This window comes from Vibrio sp. R-1, from assembly GCF_035615595.1.
Lineage (GTDB): Bacteria > Pseudomonadota > Gammaproteobacteria > Enterobacterales > Vibrionaceae > Vibrio > Vibrio cholerae.
Genome location: NZ_WPDC01000078.1, coordinates 1 through 15,108, shown reverse-complemented (window position 1 = coordinate 15,108; position 15,108 = coordinate 1). Strand labels below are relative to the sequence as shown.

The 15,108-nt window shown below is 48.3% G+C and carries 16 protein-coding genes; 10 read left to right on the top strand and 6 right to left on the bottom strand.

The features are described from left to right. The 3 genes from GOU96_RS14075 to hutW form a co-directional block, all read right to left on the bottom strand. A partial coding sequence (locus GOU96_RS14075; RefSeq protein WP_324701985.1) for a pyridoxamine 5'-phosphate oxidase family protein occupies positions 1-120 on the bottom strand: 120 nt, incomplete at its 3' end. Positions 121-144: 24 nt separating this feature from the next. Further along, entirely contained in the window at positions 145-648 is a 504-nt protein-coding gene (gene hutX, locus GOU96_RS14070) for a heme utilization cystosolic carrier protein HutX (RefSeq protein ID WP_000445093.1), read from the bottom strand. A 23-nt stretch (positions 649-671) separates the two neighbouring features. Next, on the bottom strand, positions 672-2,033 hold the full coding sequence (gene hutW / locus GOU96_RS14065; protein ID WP_267782323.1) for a heme anaerobic degradation radical SAM methyltransferase ChuW/HutW: 1,362 nt from the start codon (positions 2,031-2,033) through the stop codon (positions 672-674). A 276-nt stretch (positions 2,034-2,309) separates the two neighbouring features. Between hutW and GOU96_RS14060 the strand changes: the two genes are divergently transcribed. From GOU96_RS14060 to GOU96_RS14035, 6 genes are read left to right on the top strand one after another with little or no spacing between them, the layout of a single operon-like run. Beyond that, a complete protein-coding gene (locus tag GOU96_RS14060; RefSeq protein ID WP_059260180.1) occupies positions 2,310-3,044 on the top strand; it encodes an energy transducer TonB in 735 nt (244 codons plus the stop codon). Then, positions 3,044-3,730, top strand: a complete 687-nt coding sequence (locus GOU96_RS14055; protein ID WP_000445090.1) for a MotA/TolQ/ExbB proton channel family protein — start codon at positions 3,044-3,046, stop codon at positions 3,728-3,730. The genes GOU96_RS14060 and GOU96_RS14055 overlap by 1 nt, the downstream gene beginning before the upstream one ends. Beyond that, positions 3,727-4,143, top strand: coding sequence for an ExbD/TolR family protein (locus GOU96_RS14050; RefSeq protein WP_042989657.1), 417 nt, complete (start codon positions 3,727-3,729; stop codon positions 4,141-4,143). Before GOU96_RS14055 ends, GOU96_RS14050 begins: the two co-directional genes overlap by 4 nt. 10 nt (positions 4,144-4,153) lie before the next feature. Beyond that, positions 4,154-4,987, top strand: coding sequence for a hemin ABC transporter substrate-binding protein (locus GOU96_RS14045; RefSeq protein ID WP_175249913.1), 834 nt, complete (start codon positions 4,154-4,156; stop codon positions 4,985-4,987). An 11-nt stretch (positions 4,988-4,998) separates the two neighbouring features. Then, complete coding sequence (locus GOU96_RS14040; protein WP_080483573.1) at positions 4,999-6,030, top strand: FecCD family ABC transporter permease; 1,032 nt, start codon at positions 4,999-5,001, stop codon at positions 6,028-6,030. After that, positions 6,030-6,809 (top strand): heme ABC transporter ATP-binding protein, encoded by a 780-nt coding sequence (locus GOU96_RS14035; RefSeq protein WP_001193094.1) that lies wholly within the window; start codon positions 6,030-6,032, stop codon positions 6,807-6,809. The genes GOU96_RS14040 and GOU96_RS14035 overlap by 1 nt, the downstream gene beginning before the upstream one ends. A gap of 132 nt (positions 6,810-6,941) precedes the next feature. Here GOU96_RS14035 and GOU96_RS14030 read toward each other — a convergent pair whose 3' ends face one another. Further along, the gene (locus tag GOU96_RS14030; protein WP_001126285.1) at positions 6,942-7,403 is read right to left on the bottom strand and encodes a TetR family transcriptional regulator; all 462 of its coding nucleotides are present in this window, start codon (positions 7,401-7,403) and stop codon (positions 6,942-6,944) included. 522 nt (positions 7,404-7,925) lie between these two features. On the opposite strand from GOU96_RS14030, the gene GOU96_RS14025 reads away from it, so the two are divergent. Continuing rightward, on the top strand, positions 7,926-8,228 hold the full coding sequence (locus tag GOU96_RS14025) for a YfcZ/YiiS family protein (RefSeq protein WP_001961344.1): 303 nt from the start codon (positions 7,926-7,928) through the stop codon (positions 8,226-8,228). A gap of 202 nt (positions 8,229-8,430) precedes the next feature. Then, positions 8,431-9,030 (top strand): hypothetical protein, encoded by a 600-nt coding sequence (locus GOU96_RS14020; RefSeq protein ID WP_095462235.1) that lies wholly within the window; start codon positions 8,431-8,433, stop codon positions 9,028-9,030. A gap of 60 nt (positions 9,031-9,090) precedes the next feature. Here the strand turns inward: GOU96_RS14020 and GOU96_RS14015 are convergent, their stop codons facing one another. Continuing rightward, positions 9,091-10,197 carry a 1-acyl-sn-glycerol-3-phosphate acyltransferase gene (locus GOU96_RS14015; protein WP_000204883.1) on the bottom strand — a complete coding sequence of 369 codons (1,107 nt, stop codon included), beginning with the start codon at positions 10,195-10,197 and terminating at the stop codon, positions 9,091-9,093. Between the two features lie 177 nt (positions 10,198-10,374). Between GOU96_RS14015 and GOU96_RS14010 the strand changes: the two genes are divergently transcribed. Together GOU96_RS14010 and mlp37 are read left to right on the top strand one after the other, a co-directional pair. Then, positions 10,375-10,983 (top strand): AraC family transcriptional regulator, encoded by a 609-nt coding sequence (locus GOU96_RS14010; protein WP_267782315.1) that lies wholly within the window; start codon positions 10,375-10,377, stop codon positions 10,981-10,983. Between the two features lie 146 nt (positions 10,984-11,129). Next, on the top strand, positions 11,130-13,001 hold the full coding sequence (gene mlp37 / locus GOU96_RS14005; protein WP_134987665.1) for a methyl-accepting chemotaxis protein Mlp37: 1,872 nt from the start codon (positions 11,130-11,132) through the stop codon (positions 12,999-13,001). A 62-nt stretch (positions 13,002-13,063) separates the two neighbouring features. Here the strand turns inward: mlp37 and GOU96_RS14000 are convergent, their stop codons facing one another. Beyond that, on the bottom strand, positions 13,064-14,881 hold the full coding sequence (locus GOU96_RS14000) for a hybrid-cluster NAD(P)-dependent oxidoreductase (RefSeq protein ID WP_267782310.1): 1,818 nt from the start codon (positions 14,879-14,881) through the stop codon (positions 13,064-13,066). Positions 14,882-15,108 lie beyond the last annotated feature (227 nt).

Below are 15,108 nucleotides of genomic sequence, written 5' to 3'. Positions count from 1 at the left end.
ATTCGGACGACCTTGCGCATCGACAGTCGCCAGTTGCAGCGTTTTACGTTCTTGACGGAACTCTTTGATTTCTGGCTCTAAACGACCCTGCAAACGCTCTTGCTTAACTTGCTGATCCATCTCTTTCTCCTCAACGATGGTTTATTATTGTTTGTGTTGTTGCTGCATTGCTTTAAAGCGTGCGACTTGCTCTGGGATCAATTCGCGTTTCTCATCACGTCCCAGATAGATTTTGAACGCGTTTTCACCTTGAGCGGTAAAGAAGCCGAAGTAGTGGCTCTCGCGTCCCATAAATGGCTTACTGACTAAAGCCACATGGCTAATATTTTCGAGTTTCAAATGGCCATGCAGTTCCCCATCACGACCCATTAAATTGTAGTAACCCCGTGCAACTTTCCCTTTTGGAAAAGGCGCTTTGACTTCAAAAATAGAACCCGCAATGGTCATGATCGTGGTGACAGGGCCCCATTCTGGCAGACTTTCTAAAATGGTTTGCGCATGAGAGCCATCCACCACCGCGACCATCTCTTCAGGAAGAGCATGCACGATGTCAAACTCAGTGACATTGAGTTGCTCAGCCATGGCGGCAGGTAATAAAGTGGGTTGCTGCTCAAGCAGTTGAGCGACTTGCTGTTGTAATGATTCCATTATTTTTTCCAGTCTAGTTATGCTTATGCGATACGCTGCTGTTGATATTTGTACGAATGAATAAGTACCTGAATACACGCCTGCGCAAGGCTTACCGACCAGAAACGCCCGGCTGTAGTCAGAGTGAGATAGTCTTGCTCCACCTCAACCAGACCGATTTGTTGCCAGCGTAAAAAGAGTGGCATTAACCAGTCAAAGGTTTGGTGGTGATAAAATTTAGGTAAACGCTGTTTGGCGATGACGCCCGAGTCAAATCCGGCTTTCAAGGCGGCAAACAGGGGTTCATATTCATGTTGGCGAGCCATCATGGCGACAAGCGGTTGACCATTTTTCATCGCGTCAAGGTAAGTATCGAGCTGGCGATGTTGCATCAGTGAGTAACCGCCCATATTCCCGCCCGCGCCACAACCAATCGGGAGCACTTCAGCATAGGTTTTGGCCAAACTGTTATAAAGACTGCGCTCGCGGTTGTCGCGAGTCCAGTGGTTTACGCTCAATGGACGCAGATGGTGCTTTGCCATAAATTCCACCCCGATTTGGTACAAGGAGGCTTTATCTGGCGTAGTAGCCGGTGGGGGTAATTTGCCTTTTTCAACCAGATTGAGCATAGGGGCACTACCGCCAACGACGAGCTGGTATAAATCAACCCCTTGTGCTCCAGTCTGCATAAAATCTTGCAGGTCTTGCTCGAACACTTGCGCCGTTTGGTAGGGTAAGCCGTAGAGTAGATCAATCACAATCGGCGCTTGTTGGGTCGCGGCCAACGAAGCAATTCGCTCCATCACCACCTCACGATCATCCAGTCGTTTGGCTCGGCGGCGAACCTGAGTATTAAAACTCTGCACACCAAAAGAGAAACGGTTAAAGCCCCCTTCCAGAGCGTTTTCAAACATCTCATCACTAAAGCGATGAATTCGACCTTCTAGAGTGATTTCACAATCTGGCGTTAATGGAAACGACTCACGGATTGCAGTGCCCAACTGCCGGATTTGCTCGGGAGAGAGCTCAGTCGGCGTCCCCCCGCCAATATAGACCGCATGAAAGACGCCAGTTTGTGTCCAAGGCAGTGCCGATTTTTGTTTGATTTCTTCAAGTAACGCTGCAAAGTACGCATCCACCAACTGGCGACTCGCCGCGTTTTGGAAGAAATTACAGAAAGTACAACGTACTCGACAAAAAGGAACATGGATGTAGAGACACCGCACCTGTTGACGTTGGCTGACTTGTTGGGTGATGTGTTGCCACACGTTCGCCTGCTCATGACTCGGTACAGGCATCGCAATACCGCCTGCATGGGCTGAATGCTTATTTTGAAAAGCAAAACGCAGCGGATCTGGCGTATTCGCACCCAAAATAGATTCATCAAAATTATCTAAAATCAACATTCTCATTTCTCAAGCCAATCCCCATACAACAAGGGCTGCGCTTCTCTTCATCTCATACGATCAAAATCATAAATTGACGCTAATGATAATGCAATTGATAATTGCTATTATTAAGATGCTGAGCAATAATATTTGCCCACTAAGGCTAATCACGTATGGATTTATCCATATCCGTTAGTCTGCATGAATTGAAATAGCCAGTTTGATCAGCCTGCCACTTGCTGAGTTTTCAGAGAGACAGGAGCAATATCGCTGATCATCGTGAGGGAGAAGGACGTGAATCTGAACAGATATGTCATTGCGGGAGGGCTTTCCCTAGCTTTTCACGCGCTATTGCTTATCACGACAGATGAAGCACAGGTGTTTGCAATGCCTGCTGGAAACCCAACTCAATCGGTTTCGATCAATATGGTTTCGATGCCTAAAGTCGTGCCCGCTCAACCAGAGCAAACCCAAACAGAACAATCAAAACCGGAATCGGTCAAGCCGACACCAGTACAAGAAGTCGTAAAAACTCCGCCTGCTAAGCCGAAGGTGGAGCCGCACAAACCTAAACCTCAAACCGTGAAAAAACCCGTACCGGCTGAGCAAGTCCCATCGAAATCGGTAGCGAAGCCGCAACCGGAGAAGGTAGAGCGTACCGCTGAAACCGCACAAAAGCCTGCGCCAACGCCTAACCAGCAACCGAGCCAGCCCACGGCGGCTAGCCAAGGCATCACAAGTCAACCTATTTTGGTGGATAAGCCCGCTTTAGTGAGCGCGCAAGTTCAACCACGTTATCCACGTATTGCTCGTAAGCGCGGGATCGAAGGCACAGTGATGTATGAAATTTGGCTGGATGCGCAAGGTAATCAAATCAAGCAGCAATTGCTCTCTTCATCCGGCACAGAAGCCCTAGATCAATCGGCGCTCGAAGCCATTAAACAGTGGAAATTTTCTCCACATATTCTTGACGGTGTGCCCGTAGCTCACCGAATTCATATCCCTATTCGTTTTAAATTGGAAGGCTAATGGAATCGTTACAACAACTCCAACAACAGCTAGGCCTGATGGCTTGGCCACTTTTCATTTGCTCAGCATTAACGGTAATGCTGCTCGCGGAGCGCCTATTTCAAGTGCTGCTCAGTTTAACCGTAGGTAAAGGAGCGATTCGTCAAGCTTTGCAAGCTACCTCCCCAAAAAATTCAAAGCAACTGGCTGAACTTACAGAGCATTTCGCGAGTAAGCGTCCGGTGCTGTATCGCGGAGTGGCGATGCTTTTGGCCCATCACCAATTTGATAAATCACTGCGCGAAGATGCGGCGGGCATTTGGCTACAGGAGCAGCGTCACCAGTTTAACTCGGGGTTGCGTCTCTTGACTTTGATTGGTGTGATCAGCCCTTTACTCGGTCTGTTGGGTACCGTACTTGGCCTGATTGAAATGTTTAAAGGGGTGGCCGCCACGACCGGAAGTATTACCCCCAATGTGTTAGCCGATGGTTTAGGGGTTGCAATGTACACCACGGCAGCCGGTCTACTGATTGCCGTTCCGGCAGTTGCGGGGGCCCAATTGCTCAACCTGTGGGCGGATCGCACTATGGCTAAACTGGAACATACCCTGAACTACGTGAACCTGTGGCTAGAAGGCATGACACTGCACGCCGACGCTTCACTGACAGTCGTGACACCGCAAGAGGCCACAACGGAAAACCTATGATCAAGTCCTCAGCCAAACACAACGACTTCGGCCTGACTCCGGATCTCACTCCGCTACTTGATATCATCTTTATCGTGATGGTGTTTTTGCTGCTGACCGCGTCAGTACGCTTGGAATCGTTGGAAGTAGCTCTGCCCACGACCGATTCACCCGTAGTGAATGAAGTGAATAAAGAATCTATCACCGTCAATATCTTAGCTAACGAACCTTATTGGGCGATTGATGGTAAGCCCTACCTCGACTGGCATAACTTCTCGTTGGCGCTTTTAGAGTCTGTACAAGTGGATAAGCGTCCGGTAGTCATCGCCGCCGATCAAGGGGCTGAGGTTCAACAATTAGTCAAACTGTTGAGCTTTTTACAAGAAAACGGCATTCAAGCCACCCAGTTATTAACTGAACCTTCTCACTCTTAATGGAAACAAGATGAAAATCACTCAATCATTGGCTTTATTACTGGCCTGCTGCACCTCAGGCATCAGTTTCGCTCAAGAACGGATCGTCAGTGCAGGAAGTGCAGTGACTGAACTGATTCTGGCACTGGGTGCTGAGCAGCAATTGGTGGCGGTCGATGTCACAAGCGAAGTACCAAGCTCTCTCAATTTACCTACCGTCGGCTATCACCGCCGCTTAGCCGCTGAAGGCTTGTTAACTCTTGAGCCAACCCACCTGATTGGTTCAGATGAAATGGGACCCGATACTGCATTACAGCAACTGCGCAGTTCCGGTATCCAAGTCAATGTGATCAACAGTGATTCGACGCCGCAAGGCTTGTTAACACGTATTGACCAAATTGCCCAAATCACCCACACCGAACAACACGCTCAAAAGCTGAAAGATAACGTTCAGCAGCAGCTCAATGCGTTGCAAGCTATGCGTCCGGAAAAACCTAAGAAAGTGCTGTTTTTATTACTGCATGAAGGTCGTGCGGCCAACGTAGCGGGTAGCGATACCGTCCCCGATACCATTATTGGTCTAATCGGTGCTCATAATCCTGCCTCTCCTTCCATTACTTCGTATAAACCGCTGTCCATGGAATCCATGATTGAGATGCAACCTGACATGGTGCTGGTCAGTGGTCGCAGCCTAGAAAAACTGGGGGGTGCTGATGCTGTGTTGAATGCCGTGCCTATGCTCGCGGCAACACCAGCAGGACAAAACAAGAATATTGTCGCGATTGATGGCCACGCCTTAGTCGGCGGCTTAGGTCTGAAAAGTCTGCAAGAAGCGCAGCGTATTCAAGCTCTGCTGTACCCCTGAGGCCACTCCCAGTGTTAAGACGATTTCCTTTTGCTGTGACCGTCAGTTGCCTGACTCTGGCGGTCTTCTTTGCAGGGCTGTATTCCATCACTGTCGGACCGATGAACATCACCATCTCTGACAGTATTCAAAGCCTGCTTTTTCGCTCCGAGCAACTCACGAATGCGATTCACCTCGTCATCCACGACATTCGCTTACCACGCACGCTCCTTTGTTTGTTGGTTGGGGCGATTCTCGCGCTATGCGGCACCGCTATGCAGGGGCTATTTCGCAACCCGTTAGCTGAGCCTGGCATCATTGGCGTCTCCTCGGGTGCCTCTCTTGGTGCGGCGCTCGCCATCGTGTTGCTCAGTGATGTAGTGTCAAGCCTGCCTTGGGTGAATAGCTTGGTGCTGCCTATCGCGGCTTTCATCGGTGGCGCGCTGACAACCGTATTGGTTTATCGTCTTGGCACCTCTAAATTTGGGACGTCGGTGACTATCATGCTGCTGGCTGGGGTGGCCATTTCGGCTCTTGCAGGCGCAGGTATTGGTTATCTTAATTATCTCGCGAGCGATCAAATGCTGCGCGACTTAACCCTATGGTCCATGGGTTCCGTGGCAGGTGCGACGACCTCCAGCATTGTGCTGTGCAGTGTCACTCTAATCATACTATTTGCCTATTTCCATTGGCGATCGATGGCACTCAATGCCTTATTGCTTGGAGAGGCGGAAGCGCGCCATCTTGGTGTTCCAGTACAAAAACTCAAAAGAGAAATGATTCTGCTTTCGGCGGTAGGCGTCGGGGTTGCGGTAAGTGCCGCGGGTATGATCGGTTTTGTGGGGCTTGTGGTGCCCCATATTGGTCGCATGTTGGTGGGTCCCGATCATCGTAACCTAGTGCCAGTCTCCACCCTACTTGGTGCATTGATGCTCACCCTTGCCGATATGGTCGCTCGGGTTGCGGTTGCGCCCGCTGAATTGCCAATTGGCATTGTCACCGCACTGGTCGGTGCCCCCTTCTTCTTGTATCTCCTATTCCAACAAAAAGGCCGAATATTCTGATGCAGACTATTGCAATTCAAGGCAGGGATCTTTGTGTCACCTACGGTTCTCGCCAAGTGCTCGACCATGTGGATATCACCTTGCGCTGTGGCGAAGTCGCAGCCTTACTCGGCCCTAACGGAGCCGGGAAAAGTACCTTGCTGAAGCTGCTCTGCGGTGAAATGAGCGGAGCAGGCAAACTCGATTATTTTGGTGTTCCAGCATCGCAGTGGCCTGCCGAAAAACTGGCTAACCATTTGGGCATTTTGCCCCAGCAGAGCTCATTGACTTTTCCTTTTACCGCGCAAGAAGTGGTTGAACTTGGGGCTATTCCACTCAATCTACCGCGTAAAGAAGTAGAACGTGTCGCCCGTCATTACATGCTCAAAACCGATGTGTTACACCTCGCAGCCAGTCTTTACCCTTCTCTTTCTGGAGGTGAAAAGCAGCGCTTACATCTCGCGCGAGTACTCACTCAACTGCACCAAGCCGGTCAACAGCGTATTTTGATGCTGGATGAGCCGACATCAGCACTCGATCTCGCTCATCAACACAACACGCTGCAACTCGCGCGTCAGTTAGCCGATGAAGAACAATGTGCCGTCGTCGTTGTGTTGCATGATTTAAACCTTGCCGCGCAGTACTCAGATCGCCTGATCCTGCTTCATCAAGGCAAAATTGTATGTGATGCGGCACCTTGGCAGGCGCTGACGGCAGAAAGAATTGAGCAGGTTTACGGCTATCAAGCGCTGGTTGCCGCCCATCCTACTCGTGATTTCCCAATGGTTTATCCGGCTTGAGGTGTCTCTCAAGTCGGTTTCATTACCTTTAGGGCTTGTCTATCCCCTATTCCCATAGACCAAAAGCTCTGTACCTAACCGTTGCGCTTAGGTGCAGAGCTTTTACTGATGAAGTAGGCAGAAGGTGAAGAATCAATTCACCATGCTGACTAACGAGTGCCCCAGCAACCATTCCACTTCTTTTTGGCTCTCTTGTCCGAATTTCTCTTCCGTCAATTTATAGAGGCGATTAACCCCTTTATGAGCAAAATCATGTGCACGCTCCGCTGTCACAATGTGGTGAAACAGCAGGCGCAAAATGGCCACAAATTCAGATTTCTCCATGGCTTTTAGCCAACTGTCACGAAATGCCTCCATGTCGTGTTCAAAATCGAGGTATTCCATAAACATTTTAAATATGCGGCCGTCTAACGCAGAGGCGAAATCGGTTTTCTTCGGGAAATGGTGGCTGATCCCAGTTCGGGATACCCCAGTTTGCTGGCTGAGAGTGGTGTAAGACATTTTGTCATAACCCAGTCGAAGCAACTGGTCGACAACCGCATCCATAATGGTCTGAATCGTCACTTCAGTATCTTCTTTACTACGCTTAGGCATGGTCAGGCTCTTTTCTAACGTCAAATCTTTGTCTGCTTAACAAGTCAGCAGCACGATAATTATCATTAAAATGATCAGGGGCAAACACTACGATGGAGTGAACTCACTACTACGGTTTGACTCACCTATTCAATACTAGACAGCCAAACGGTAAGTTCTTACATTTGCATAAACCTTTGTTACTTTTTTGAACAAGGTCACTTGTATAAACCGCTGTTGGCTAGGTAACCGCAATAAATCATATTTTGGTAAGCAAATAATCCAACAATCTATTGAGTGTGACAATGAACTGGTCGAAATTCTGACAATTTTCCGACACTTGGAACGCCAAATTACCGGAGAAGATCACAGAAGTCCCTACTCTCTCCCACCAGATGATCGCGCTTTGTACTTTTATTTCCCTGTATTTCCTTCTTCATTTTATATCCTAAGTAGCAGACCATTTTTGTGGCATAAGCCTAAAGAGAGGACTAAAATGGCCCCATTATGAGTAAGTAAATTAAGTCGTGAGAGGATTAGGATATGAATAACCAAACTTGTGTAGAAAATGAAGTATGTGAAGCGTGTGGCTGCGCTGGCGAAATCGGTTTTATTATTCGCGAAGGTGATGATGTCGCAGAAGTTTCTCTGTTTGGTTCGGATAAAGCGCATTTAGAAGGCAAGCTGGCGGAATACATTAGCTTAGCCAAGCAAGTTTGTGCGAATGTTGAGTATGAAGTGGCTCCCGTTGCAGATAACGCGACAGAACTGCACGCTCGTTTTAAATTTGAAGTGAGTGCTGAAAAACTGATTTTCGAACTGAAAACACGGGCGCTTGCACGCTAATCTTCACCTCATCACATCGAGCGGGCTCAAGCCCGCTTTTCTTTTCTCACTCCCTCGTCGACGCCAATCCAATATCCCCAACGACTTGACGCTGCAGCTTCAAGTAGGAAGGGAATAAATAGGAAAAGCCATAAAGCCTACTCCACTGCCGCCGATACCCTTTATACTGACAAAACTCGCCACACAGGATAAACGCTTCGCCATGATGCTTCGTGTTATTGCCCTTTCATTGTCGCTTATCGCGGGTTGCACACATGCGATGGCTTTGGATCTCTACATGGTGCTCAACCATCTCGACAATTACGGTAACCTTGATCTGCGCGGCAAGCCCTACACTTCCTTGCCGGAAAACTTCACGACCAAAGGGAATTTGAATATCGCTAAAACTGCGATCAAATCGCTACCGAAAGGCACCATCATAGAGGGCAGCTTGGATGCCTCAAACAGTTCGCTGGAAAAAGTACCACGGGGCACAAGCATCAAAGGCTACGCCAACTTACTCGGAACCAAAATTCAATCGTGGCCATCCGGTGTAAAGGTAGGCGGTTATCTCAACTTTACTGACACGCCATTAACCACCCTACCAGCACGAATGACAGTAAAAGGAGATCTCAGTGTGATCCGCACACCGCTCACTGACTTGCCAGAAGGCATAGTGATTGAAGGACATCTCTTCATTGGCGGCTCACAAATCACTCGCTTCCCAGACACCATGACGGTTAAGGGCAATATTTACTTAGGGGGTAACCAAATCAGTAAATGGCCAAGCAAACTCACACTCGGCGGCGCTGTCGCTCGCTAAAATAGAAAAAGCAAAAGAGGAGCCGATTGAGCTCCTCTTTTGCTTAAGCGGGGGAATTCATTAGATATGATTACGTACGGGATTGGCGTAAGCATCCAACAAATAGCGATGAGCTGGCTCAGGCAACTGTGCCAATTTTGCCTGTAACACTGCGCGCACTTCTGGCGTAATGTCTTTATCGTCTTGGCCAGCCGCTAAGCGATTGATTGGGAACAGCACATAGTTCTGGTGGATCTGTCGGTCAATCTCTTGCGCCAGAGCTTCTGGTGTCTCAAATGGCTGGGTAATGACATCACCAAACGCGACATGCACACGGCCTTTATCACCCACAATGCCTTGGATGATGCTTTCGATATCTTCAAATTCACCTTTTTCATAACTGCCTTGTGTCGCTTTCTCATACAGCTCGCGCGCTTTTGCGATGTCACAAGGATCGTTCTCATAGGAAATCGAAACCGGAACCAGATTGAGTGAACGAACATAATCGGCAAATTCCATTTTTTGACGACGTCCTTCAACGTGGAACATTTTTAAGATAGCCGGATCGGTTTGGTCATTACCATCTTTGGCACGCCCCTCTTTTTGAGCGATCCAAATGGAGTGGCCCGTCTCCAGCGAATGCTTGATGTAAGCCGACAGCGTACCGAGAGCTTTCATCATTTCTCTTGGACCTTTTGCCGAGCGTTTCACAATAAAGCTTTTGTTCAAACGCATCAGCTCGGTCGCACAAGGCTTTTTCAAGAGGTTATCGCCAATCGCAATCCGTACGGTACGATGACCTGCCATATGCAGTCCGTAGTTGACTAAGGCTGGATCCATCGCGATATCACGGTGGTTACAAATAAATAAGTAGGCCTGTTCTTTATCCAACTTATCCAAGCCACTGTAGCTCACCCCTTTCGTGGTCTGCTCTAAGGTTTGGTCTAGGTATTTTTTTACCTCAAGTTGGATCGCTTCGACGCTGTCCAACTTCGCCCATTTACGCTTTAGGTAAAACTTAACCAGCGGTGCCATCAAAGCACGCAACCAAGCAGAATGGTGTTTGAAGCGATGTTTCAAAATCGCTGAAATAAACTCTTGGTCGTTGATGAGACGAGAGAGCGCTGCGGGGATCTCGTCATCATTGTAAGGACGAATATCAATATAAGGATCAGTTGTTGAAGTCATAGGTTTGTACATCAGATAAAAAACGGGCCTATTCTACGCATAGTTAGCCCTGCTATCAGCAAGGATGTCTAAGGTCAGACCAGAATTATGTATCCCTTTATTTACCCCAATCACGGGAATTGGCTTTTTCTGCGATAAGCGTTAATCTTAGCGCCCTTAAAATTCCCGAGGCATCTTATGAACTACGCTATTCAGTCTGAAACGCGCCACTATCCTTACCTTGAGGTATCGGCTCGGAAACGTGCGCTAAAACACAGCCTGATCCGCGTTGAGCAAGGTTTGTTACTCTTTCGACTCGGAAAGCATGAGTATGCCGTGGAAAAGGGTCAAACGCTTTGGATTCCTTTCGACTGCTTGTGTGGCCTCACATTTTTTCCGGACACACACATCACTCGGGTCGATTTTTCACTGCGTTTAAACGTGCGCTTACCGCACAATGCAGGATTCATCAAAAGTTCTGAGCTTGCGCTGGCCGTATTGCACCGATTACAAAACTGTGAACGCCACCACCCGGCGTTTACTCATCTCACCCAATTACTCATGCTTGAGCTGACCACTTGTGACCCAAAACTGAAGATGTCACCACTCACCCAAGCCATCACGGAATGGCAACCGCAAGCGCATGCGAGTGTCAGCAAAGAACAGCATGTGGTGCTACTTGTGCGTGAAGCGCTCAAACGCTCCCAATCCGGCACTCAGACACACAGCATTATCGAGGAACTGTTTTCTGGCAATGCCGAGCATTATCACCAGCTTTGTACGTTAGTTTTAGGACGAACACCATAAGCGCGCAGTTGCACAAAATCTCAATATAAATCAAATCATTATCACAACCTCCGAATAAAAGTGTGATCTCTAACTGGCTGAAGTGCCAAAACATAACTATAAATTTATTAATAATAATAACCCTATCGTTATGGAAAGGAATCACGATGAAATTCAGCCATAAAATTGTTGCTGCGTCGTCTGTACTTCTGCTTGCTACTGTTGCGCTGCTTTCGGGTAGCCAATACTTCAAAGTCCGAGATGAAATCCGCAGCATGGTTTCTGACAGTGTTGATGAGGTTGTCGATGGTGTAAGTAAAACGACTGCAGCTGTGCTCAACGGCAGAAAAAGACTTGCACAGTACACCACTGACTTAATTGAAAGTAACCCCGAGCCAGAGAATGTTCGAAACATCATCAGTCAGCCAATTGTCAAAAATACCTTTTTGTTAGTTGGCTTAGGTTTAGAAAAGGATGGTTCAAATATCAATAACGACCCGAGTTGGAACCCAGGTCCGACTTGGGATCCACGTGTTCGTCCTTGGTATAAAGACGCCAAAAATGCAGGCCAACTGATCATTACAGCGCCATATGCCGACTCAGCAACTGGTGATATCCTTATCTCAGTCGCCACCCCAGTTAAAGACAGAAGCGGTCAATTTCTCGGTTCGATATTCTATGATGTCAGCTTAGCGCGGCTCGCGGAGATCGTTAATGAAGTCAGATTGTTTGATGCGGGTTATGTCTTTATTGTGTCCGAAGATGGCACCACCATCGCTCACCCGAAAAAAGAGTTTAATGGTAAACCCATGTCAGAATTTTTGGGCGAGAGCAAAATCAATGCTGACACCCACCAAGTCATCATTAATGGCAAACCCTATGCGGTCAGTTTCTCCGATGTAGAAGGCGAAGATTGGTTTGTTGGTGTGGTGATTGATGAAGAGATTGCTTACGCCGCGCTAGATGAATTACGAAGAAGTACGCTCATCTTCACTGTGATAGCCCTAGTGATCAGCGTGTTTGTTCTACTGTTTATCGTTCGTGTCCTAATGAAACCTCTCGATACTCTTAACGATGCGATTCAAAACGTGGCTTCTGGTGAAGGTGACTTAACTCAGCGTTTGAGTACCAATACCGATGAAGAGTTTGCCAAACTGGCGATTGGTTTTAATAGCTTTACTGAAACGCTACAGAAGCAGTTGATCCAATCCAAAGCGATTGGTGCCGAGATATTACGTGGTTCGGAATCCACATCGATGACGCTACAACAGTCGGCAGAAGCCATGCGCTCTCAGCTTCATGAGCTCGAACAGCTCGCTACTGCAATGCATGAAATGGCCATGACCTCATCTAATGTTGCTAGCAATGCGCAAGGTGCCGCTTCAGCTGCAAAAGTGGCTGACGATGCCGCCGCCGCGGGTACGGATGTAGTGACCAAAACCACTAAAGCCATTGATACCCTTTCTGCCACTATTGATGCCGCGGTAGACGATGTGAAAGTGCTGGAAAGCGCGACTGCAAACATTGAAACCGTGCTGAAAGTGATTAACGACATTGCGGATCAAACCAACCTGCTCGCACTCAACGCAGCGATTGAAGCGGCGCGAGCCGGTGAATCTGGCCGCGGCTTTGCGGTGGTCGCCGATGAAGTTCGTACTCTGGCACAGCGTACTCAACAGTCCACGACTGAAATTCGTAACATGATTGAGAAGCTGCAATCTGGAGCCAATGCGGTTGCGATTGCCATGAGCCACAGTAAAGATACGGCGGCCAGTGCGGTCAACCAAGCGCAAGGCGCGAATGAAGCGTTAGAAAAAATCCGCCTTGCGATTCAGCAGATCAGCGACATGAACATTCAAATCGCCTCCGCTGCGGAAGAACAAAGCTTAGTTGCAGAAGAGATCAACAACAACACTGTCAAGATCAAAGACCTGTCGGATCAAGTTGCTGAATCTGCTGATGAAGCGAACATGTCGATGCAAATCCAAACGGAAAATATCCGCGAACAGGATGCAATCTTGAATAAATTCAAAGTGTAACCTTAGCCAAAATGCAAAAACCTCCCAACGGGAGGTTTTTTTATCACTTCAAATCTGAACGGCTAAAACTCGACATCCAGGTCCGTGTCGGCGACCGAGCAGCAAGCCAAAGCCATGCCCATCGAGCGTTCATGATCCATCAAAGCAGGAACTTTAGGCTGCTCCACTAAACCTGACTTTACTTTCACTTTACACGCACCACAAATGCCCGCACGGCAGCTATTGGGTATTTTCACCCCCGCGTCTTCGGCGTGCTCTAGCAAGGTTTTCTGATTATCCGCAGAGACTTGAATACCATTGAAACTGAGTTTAACAGCCTTTTTCTCTCGCGGCGCTACGTGCACCGCACCGAAGGCTTCCTGATGATAAGCCGGTTCCGCTACCCCTTGTTTGAGCAGTAAGTTCTTAGCTTTTTGCATAAAACCGTCTGGACCACACACAAACACTTGGCGGGAAACAAGGCTGGGAATGCGTTTAATGTGCGAGAGAGATAAGCGACCTTGCTCCCCTTGCCACTGCGGCGAAGGTTGGGTTAACGCATAGATGAGCGTCAGCCCAGCATGTTGTTTTGCCAAGGCATCCAACTCCGCTTGGCAAGGGATGTCTTGCTCACTGCGGCATTGATGATAAAACACTACATCATCGAGTTGGTTATGGTCCGCCAGATAACGCAACATAGACAGCATAGGGGTGACACCACTGCCTGCCGAAAGCAGCAGCAAAGGCTGTGGTGCTGTGGTATCCAGATGGAAATGCCCAGTAGGATGCTGCGCGATCAAGGTCGTGCCAATCTGCAAATTCTCTTGCAACCAATTAGAAACTCGCCCGCCATCAATGCGCTTGACCGAAATCGCTAAACGTCCCGGACGCGATGGGCTAGAGGAAAGCGTGTAGTAACGCTGCACAGGCTCACCCTCAATCACCATTTCAATTGGCAGATATTGCCCCGGCAAATACTGAGGTGCGATGCCTTGGGCAGGCTCTAGCCAGAAAGTCACAAAATCACGGGCAATCTCTTCGCGCTCAACACAAGTCAGTGTGAAGTGGCTGATCCCTTGGTCTGGGTAAACTTCTTTCTCTTTATATTCCAACACTTCAATCGGATCGCCCGCTCGAATCATTCCTTCATTTTTGGCAACCAAGTTTTGCCCGAAAAACACGCCACCGCGCTCATTAGCACGAAATTGTGAGAGAGTACGCAGCGGCTCTTTGGTTGGCCTAAACGCCCCTTTCTTCACTTCAACCGTGGTTAAAATGCAGCGTTCACAAGGTTTGACGGCTTCAAACTCCACTTCGCCGATACGGATACGCTTCCAGCTATCTTCAGCGAATGGTTCAGTACCAGAAACAACCAAGTTGGTACGAAATTGATCCATTGAATGAAACTCAGGGCTGCGGCGATTGAGTTCATCCAACGACGCTTGGCTTATCACCAACAGCGGATAACCATCGGCAAAGCTGACATTGTGACCCACTTTTTCACGTACACGATTGGATTGCTCGCCGCAGTATAAGAGCTCAACACGAATCCCCAACACCTGACTAAACCAATCGTCTGCTTCATCGGTGGTGGTGTACGCAGTGAAATTATCCGCCCAAACTTGTGCGGGTACCTGTTGCAACTTGAAATCTGCATAACGGATAGTGAGAGAGGGATGACCTTGTGCGGAAAACAGTACACCGTCATGGCGCAGCGCGGTTTTGATCAGCACCATTTGCGGAAATTTACGCGCCGTCACCATACTTCCATCAGACAGTGCCAGCATAAAACGACGATCAAAGGTTAAGCCTTGCTTTTCTACCCAAGCGGACAACAGTGCCAGCCCACCTAACGATTTCACTGGAAAGACATTGATTTGAGATAAGAGTCCAGACGACATGGTGCTTCCTTTGGTTGTTGTCATACCCACATTTCTTGGATTTGCCGCTAAGCGACCACAGAGCGCATCCTCGTGAGCATAGACAAACGCTATGATTGGGATGGAAGAATCTAGCCAAAACTGTTGCAGCTTCGAGTACGACAGAGTTATTTGCGCAACATCATAGAACAAATTGTCACTTCAGACTAACACGTTGTTACAAATCAGGGTTCTGGTTTCTATTCAGA

Bases quoted from the DNA above. Each gene is read 5' to 3' on its own strand.
- hutX (WP_000445093.1), bottom strand. From the start codon at position 648: ATGGAATCATTACAACAGCAAGTCGCTCAACTGCTTGAGCAGCAACCC.
- hutW (WP_267782323.1), bottom strand. From the start codon at position 2,033: ATGTTGATTTTAGATAATTTTGATGAATCTATTTTGGGTGCGAATACG.
- GOU96_RS14055 (WP_000445090.1), top strand. From the start codon at position 3,044: ATGGAATCGTTACAACAACTCCAACAACAGCTAGGCCTGATGGCTTGG.
- GOU96_RS14050 (WP_042989657.1), top strand. From the start codon at position 3,727: ATGATCAAGTCCTCAGCCAAACACAACGACTTCGGCCTGACTCCGGAT.
- GOU96_RS14045 (WP_175249913.1), top strand. From the start codon at position 4,154: ATGAAAATCACTCAATCATTGGCTTTATTACTGGCCTGCTGCACCTCA.
- GOU96_RS14035 (WP_001193094.1), top strand. From the start codon at position 6,030: ATGCAGACTATTGCAATTCAAGGCAGGGATCTTTGTGTCACCTACGGT.
- GOU96_RS14030 (WP_001126285.1), bottom strand. From the start codon at position 7,403: ATGCCTAAGCGTAGTAAAGAAGATACTGAAGTGACGATTCAGACCATT.
- GOU96_RS14025 (WP_001961344.1), top strand. From the start codon at position 7,926: ATGAATAACCAAACTTGTGTAGAAAATGAAGTATGTGAAGCGTGTGGC.
- GOU96_RS14020 (WP_095462235.1), top strand. From the start codon at position 8,431: ATGATGCTTCGTGTTATTGCCCTTTCATTGTCGCTTATCGCGGGTTGC.
- GOU96_RS14015 (WP_000204883.1), bottom strand. From the start codon at position 10,197: ATGACTTCAACAACTGATCCTTATATTGATATTCGTCCTTACAATGAT.
- GOU96_RS14010 (WP_267782315.1), top strand. From the start codon at position 10,375: ATGAACTACGCTATTCAGTCTGAAACGCGCCACTATCCTTACCTTGAG.
- mlp37 (WP_134987665.1), top strand. From the start codon at position 11,130: ATGAAATTCAGCCATAAAATTGTTGCTGCGTCGTCTGTACTTCTGCTT.
- GOU96_RS14000 (WP_267782310.1), bottom strand. From the start codon at position 14,881: ATGTCGTCTGGACTCTTATCTCAAATCAATGTCTTTCCAGTGAAATCG.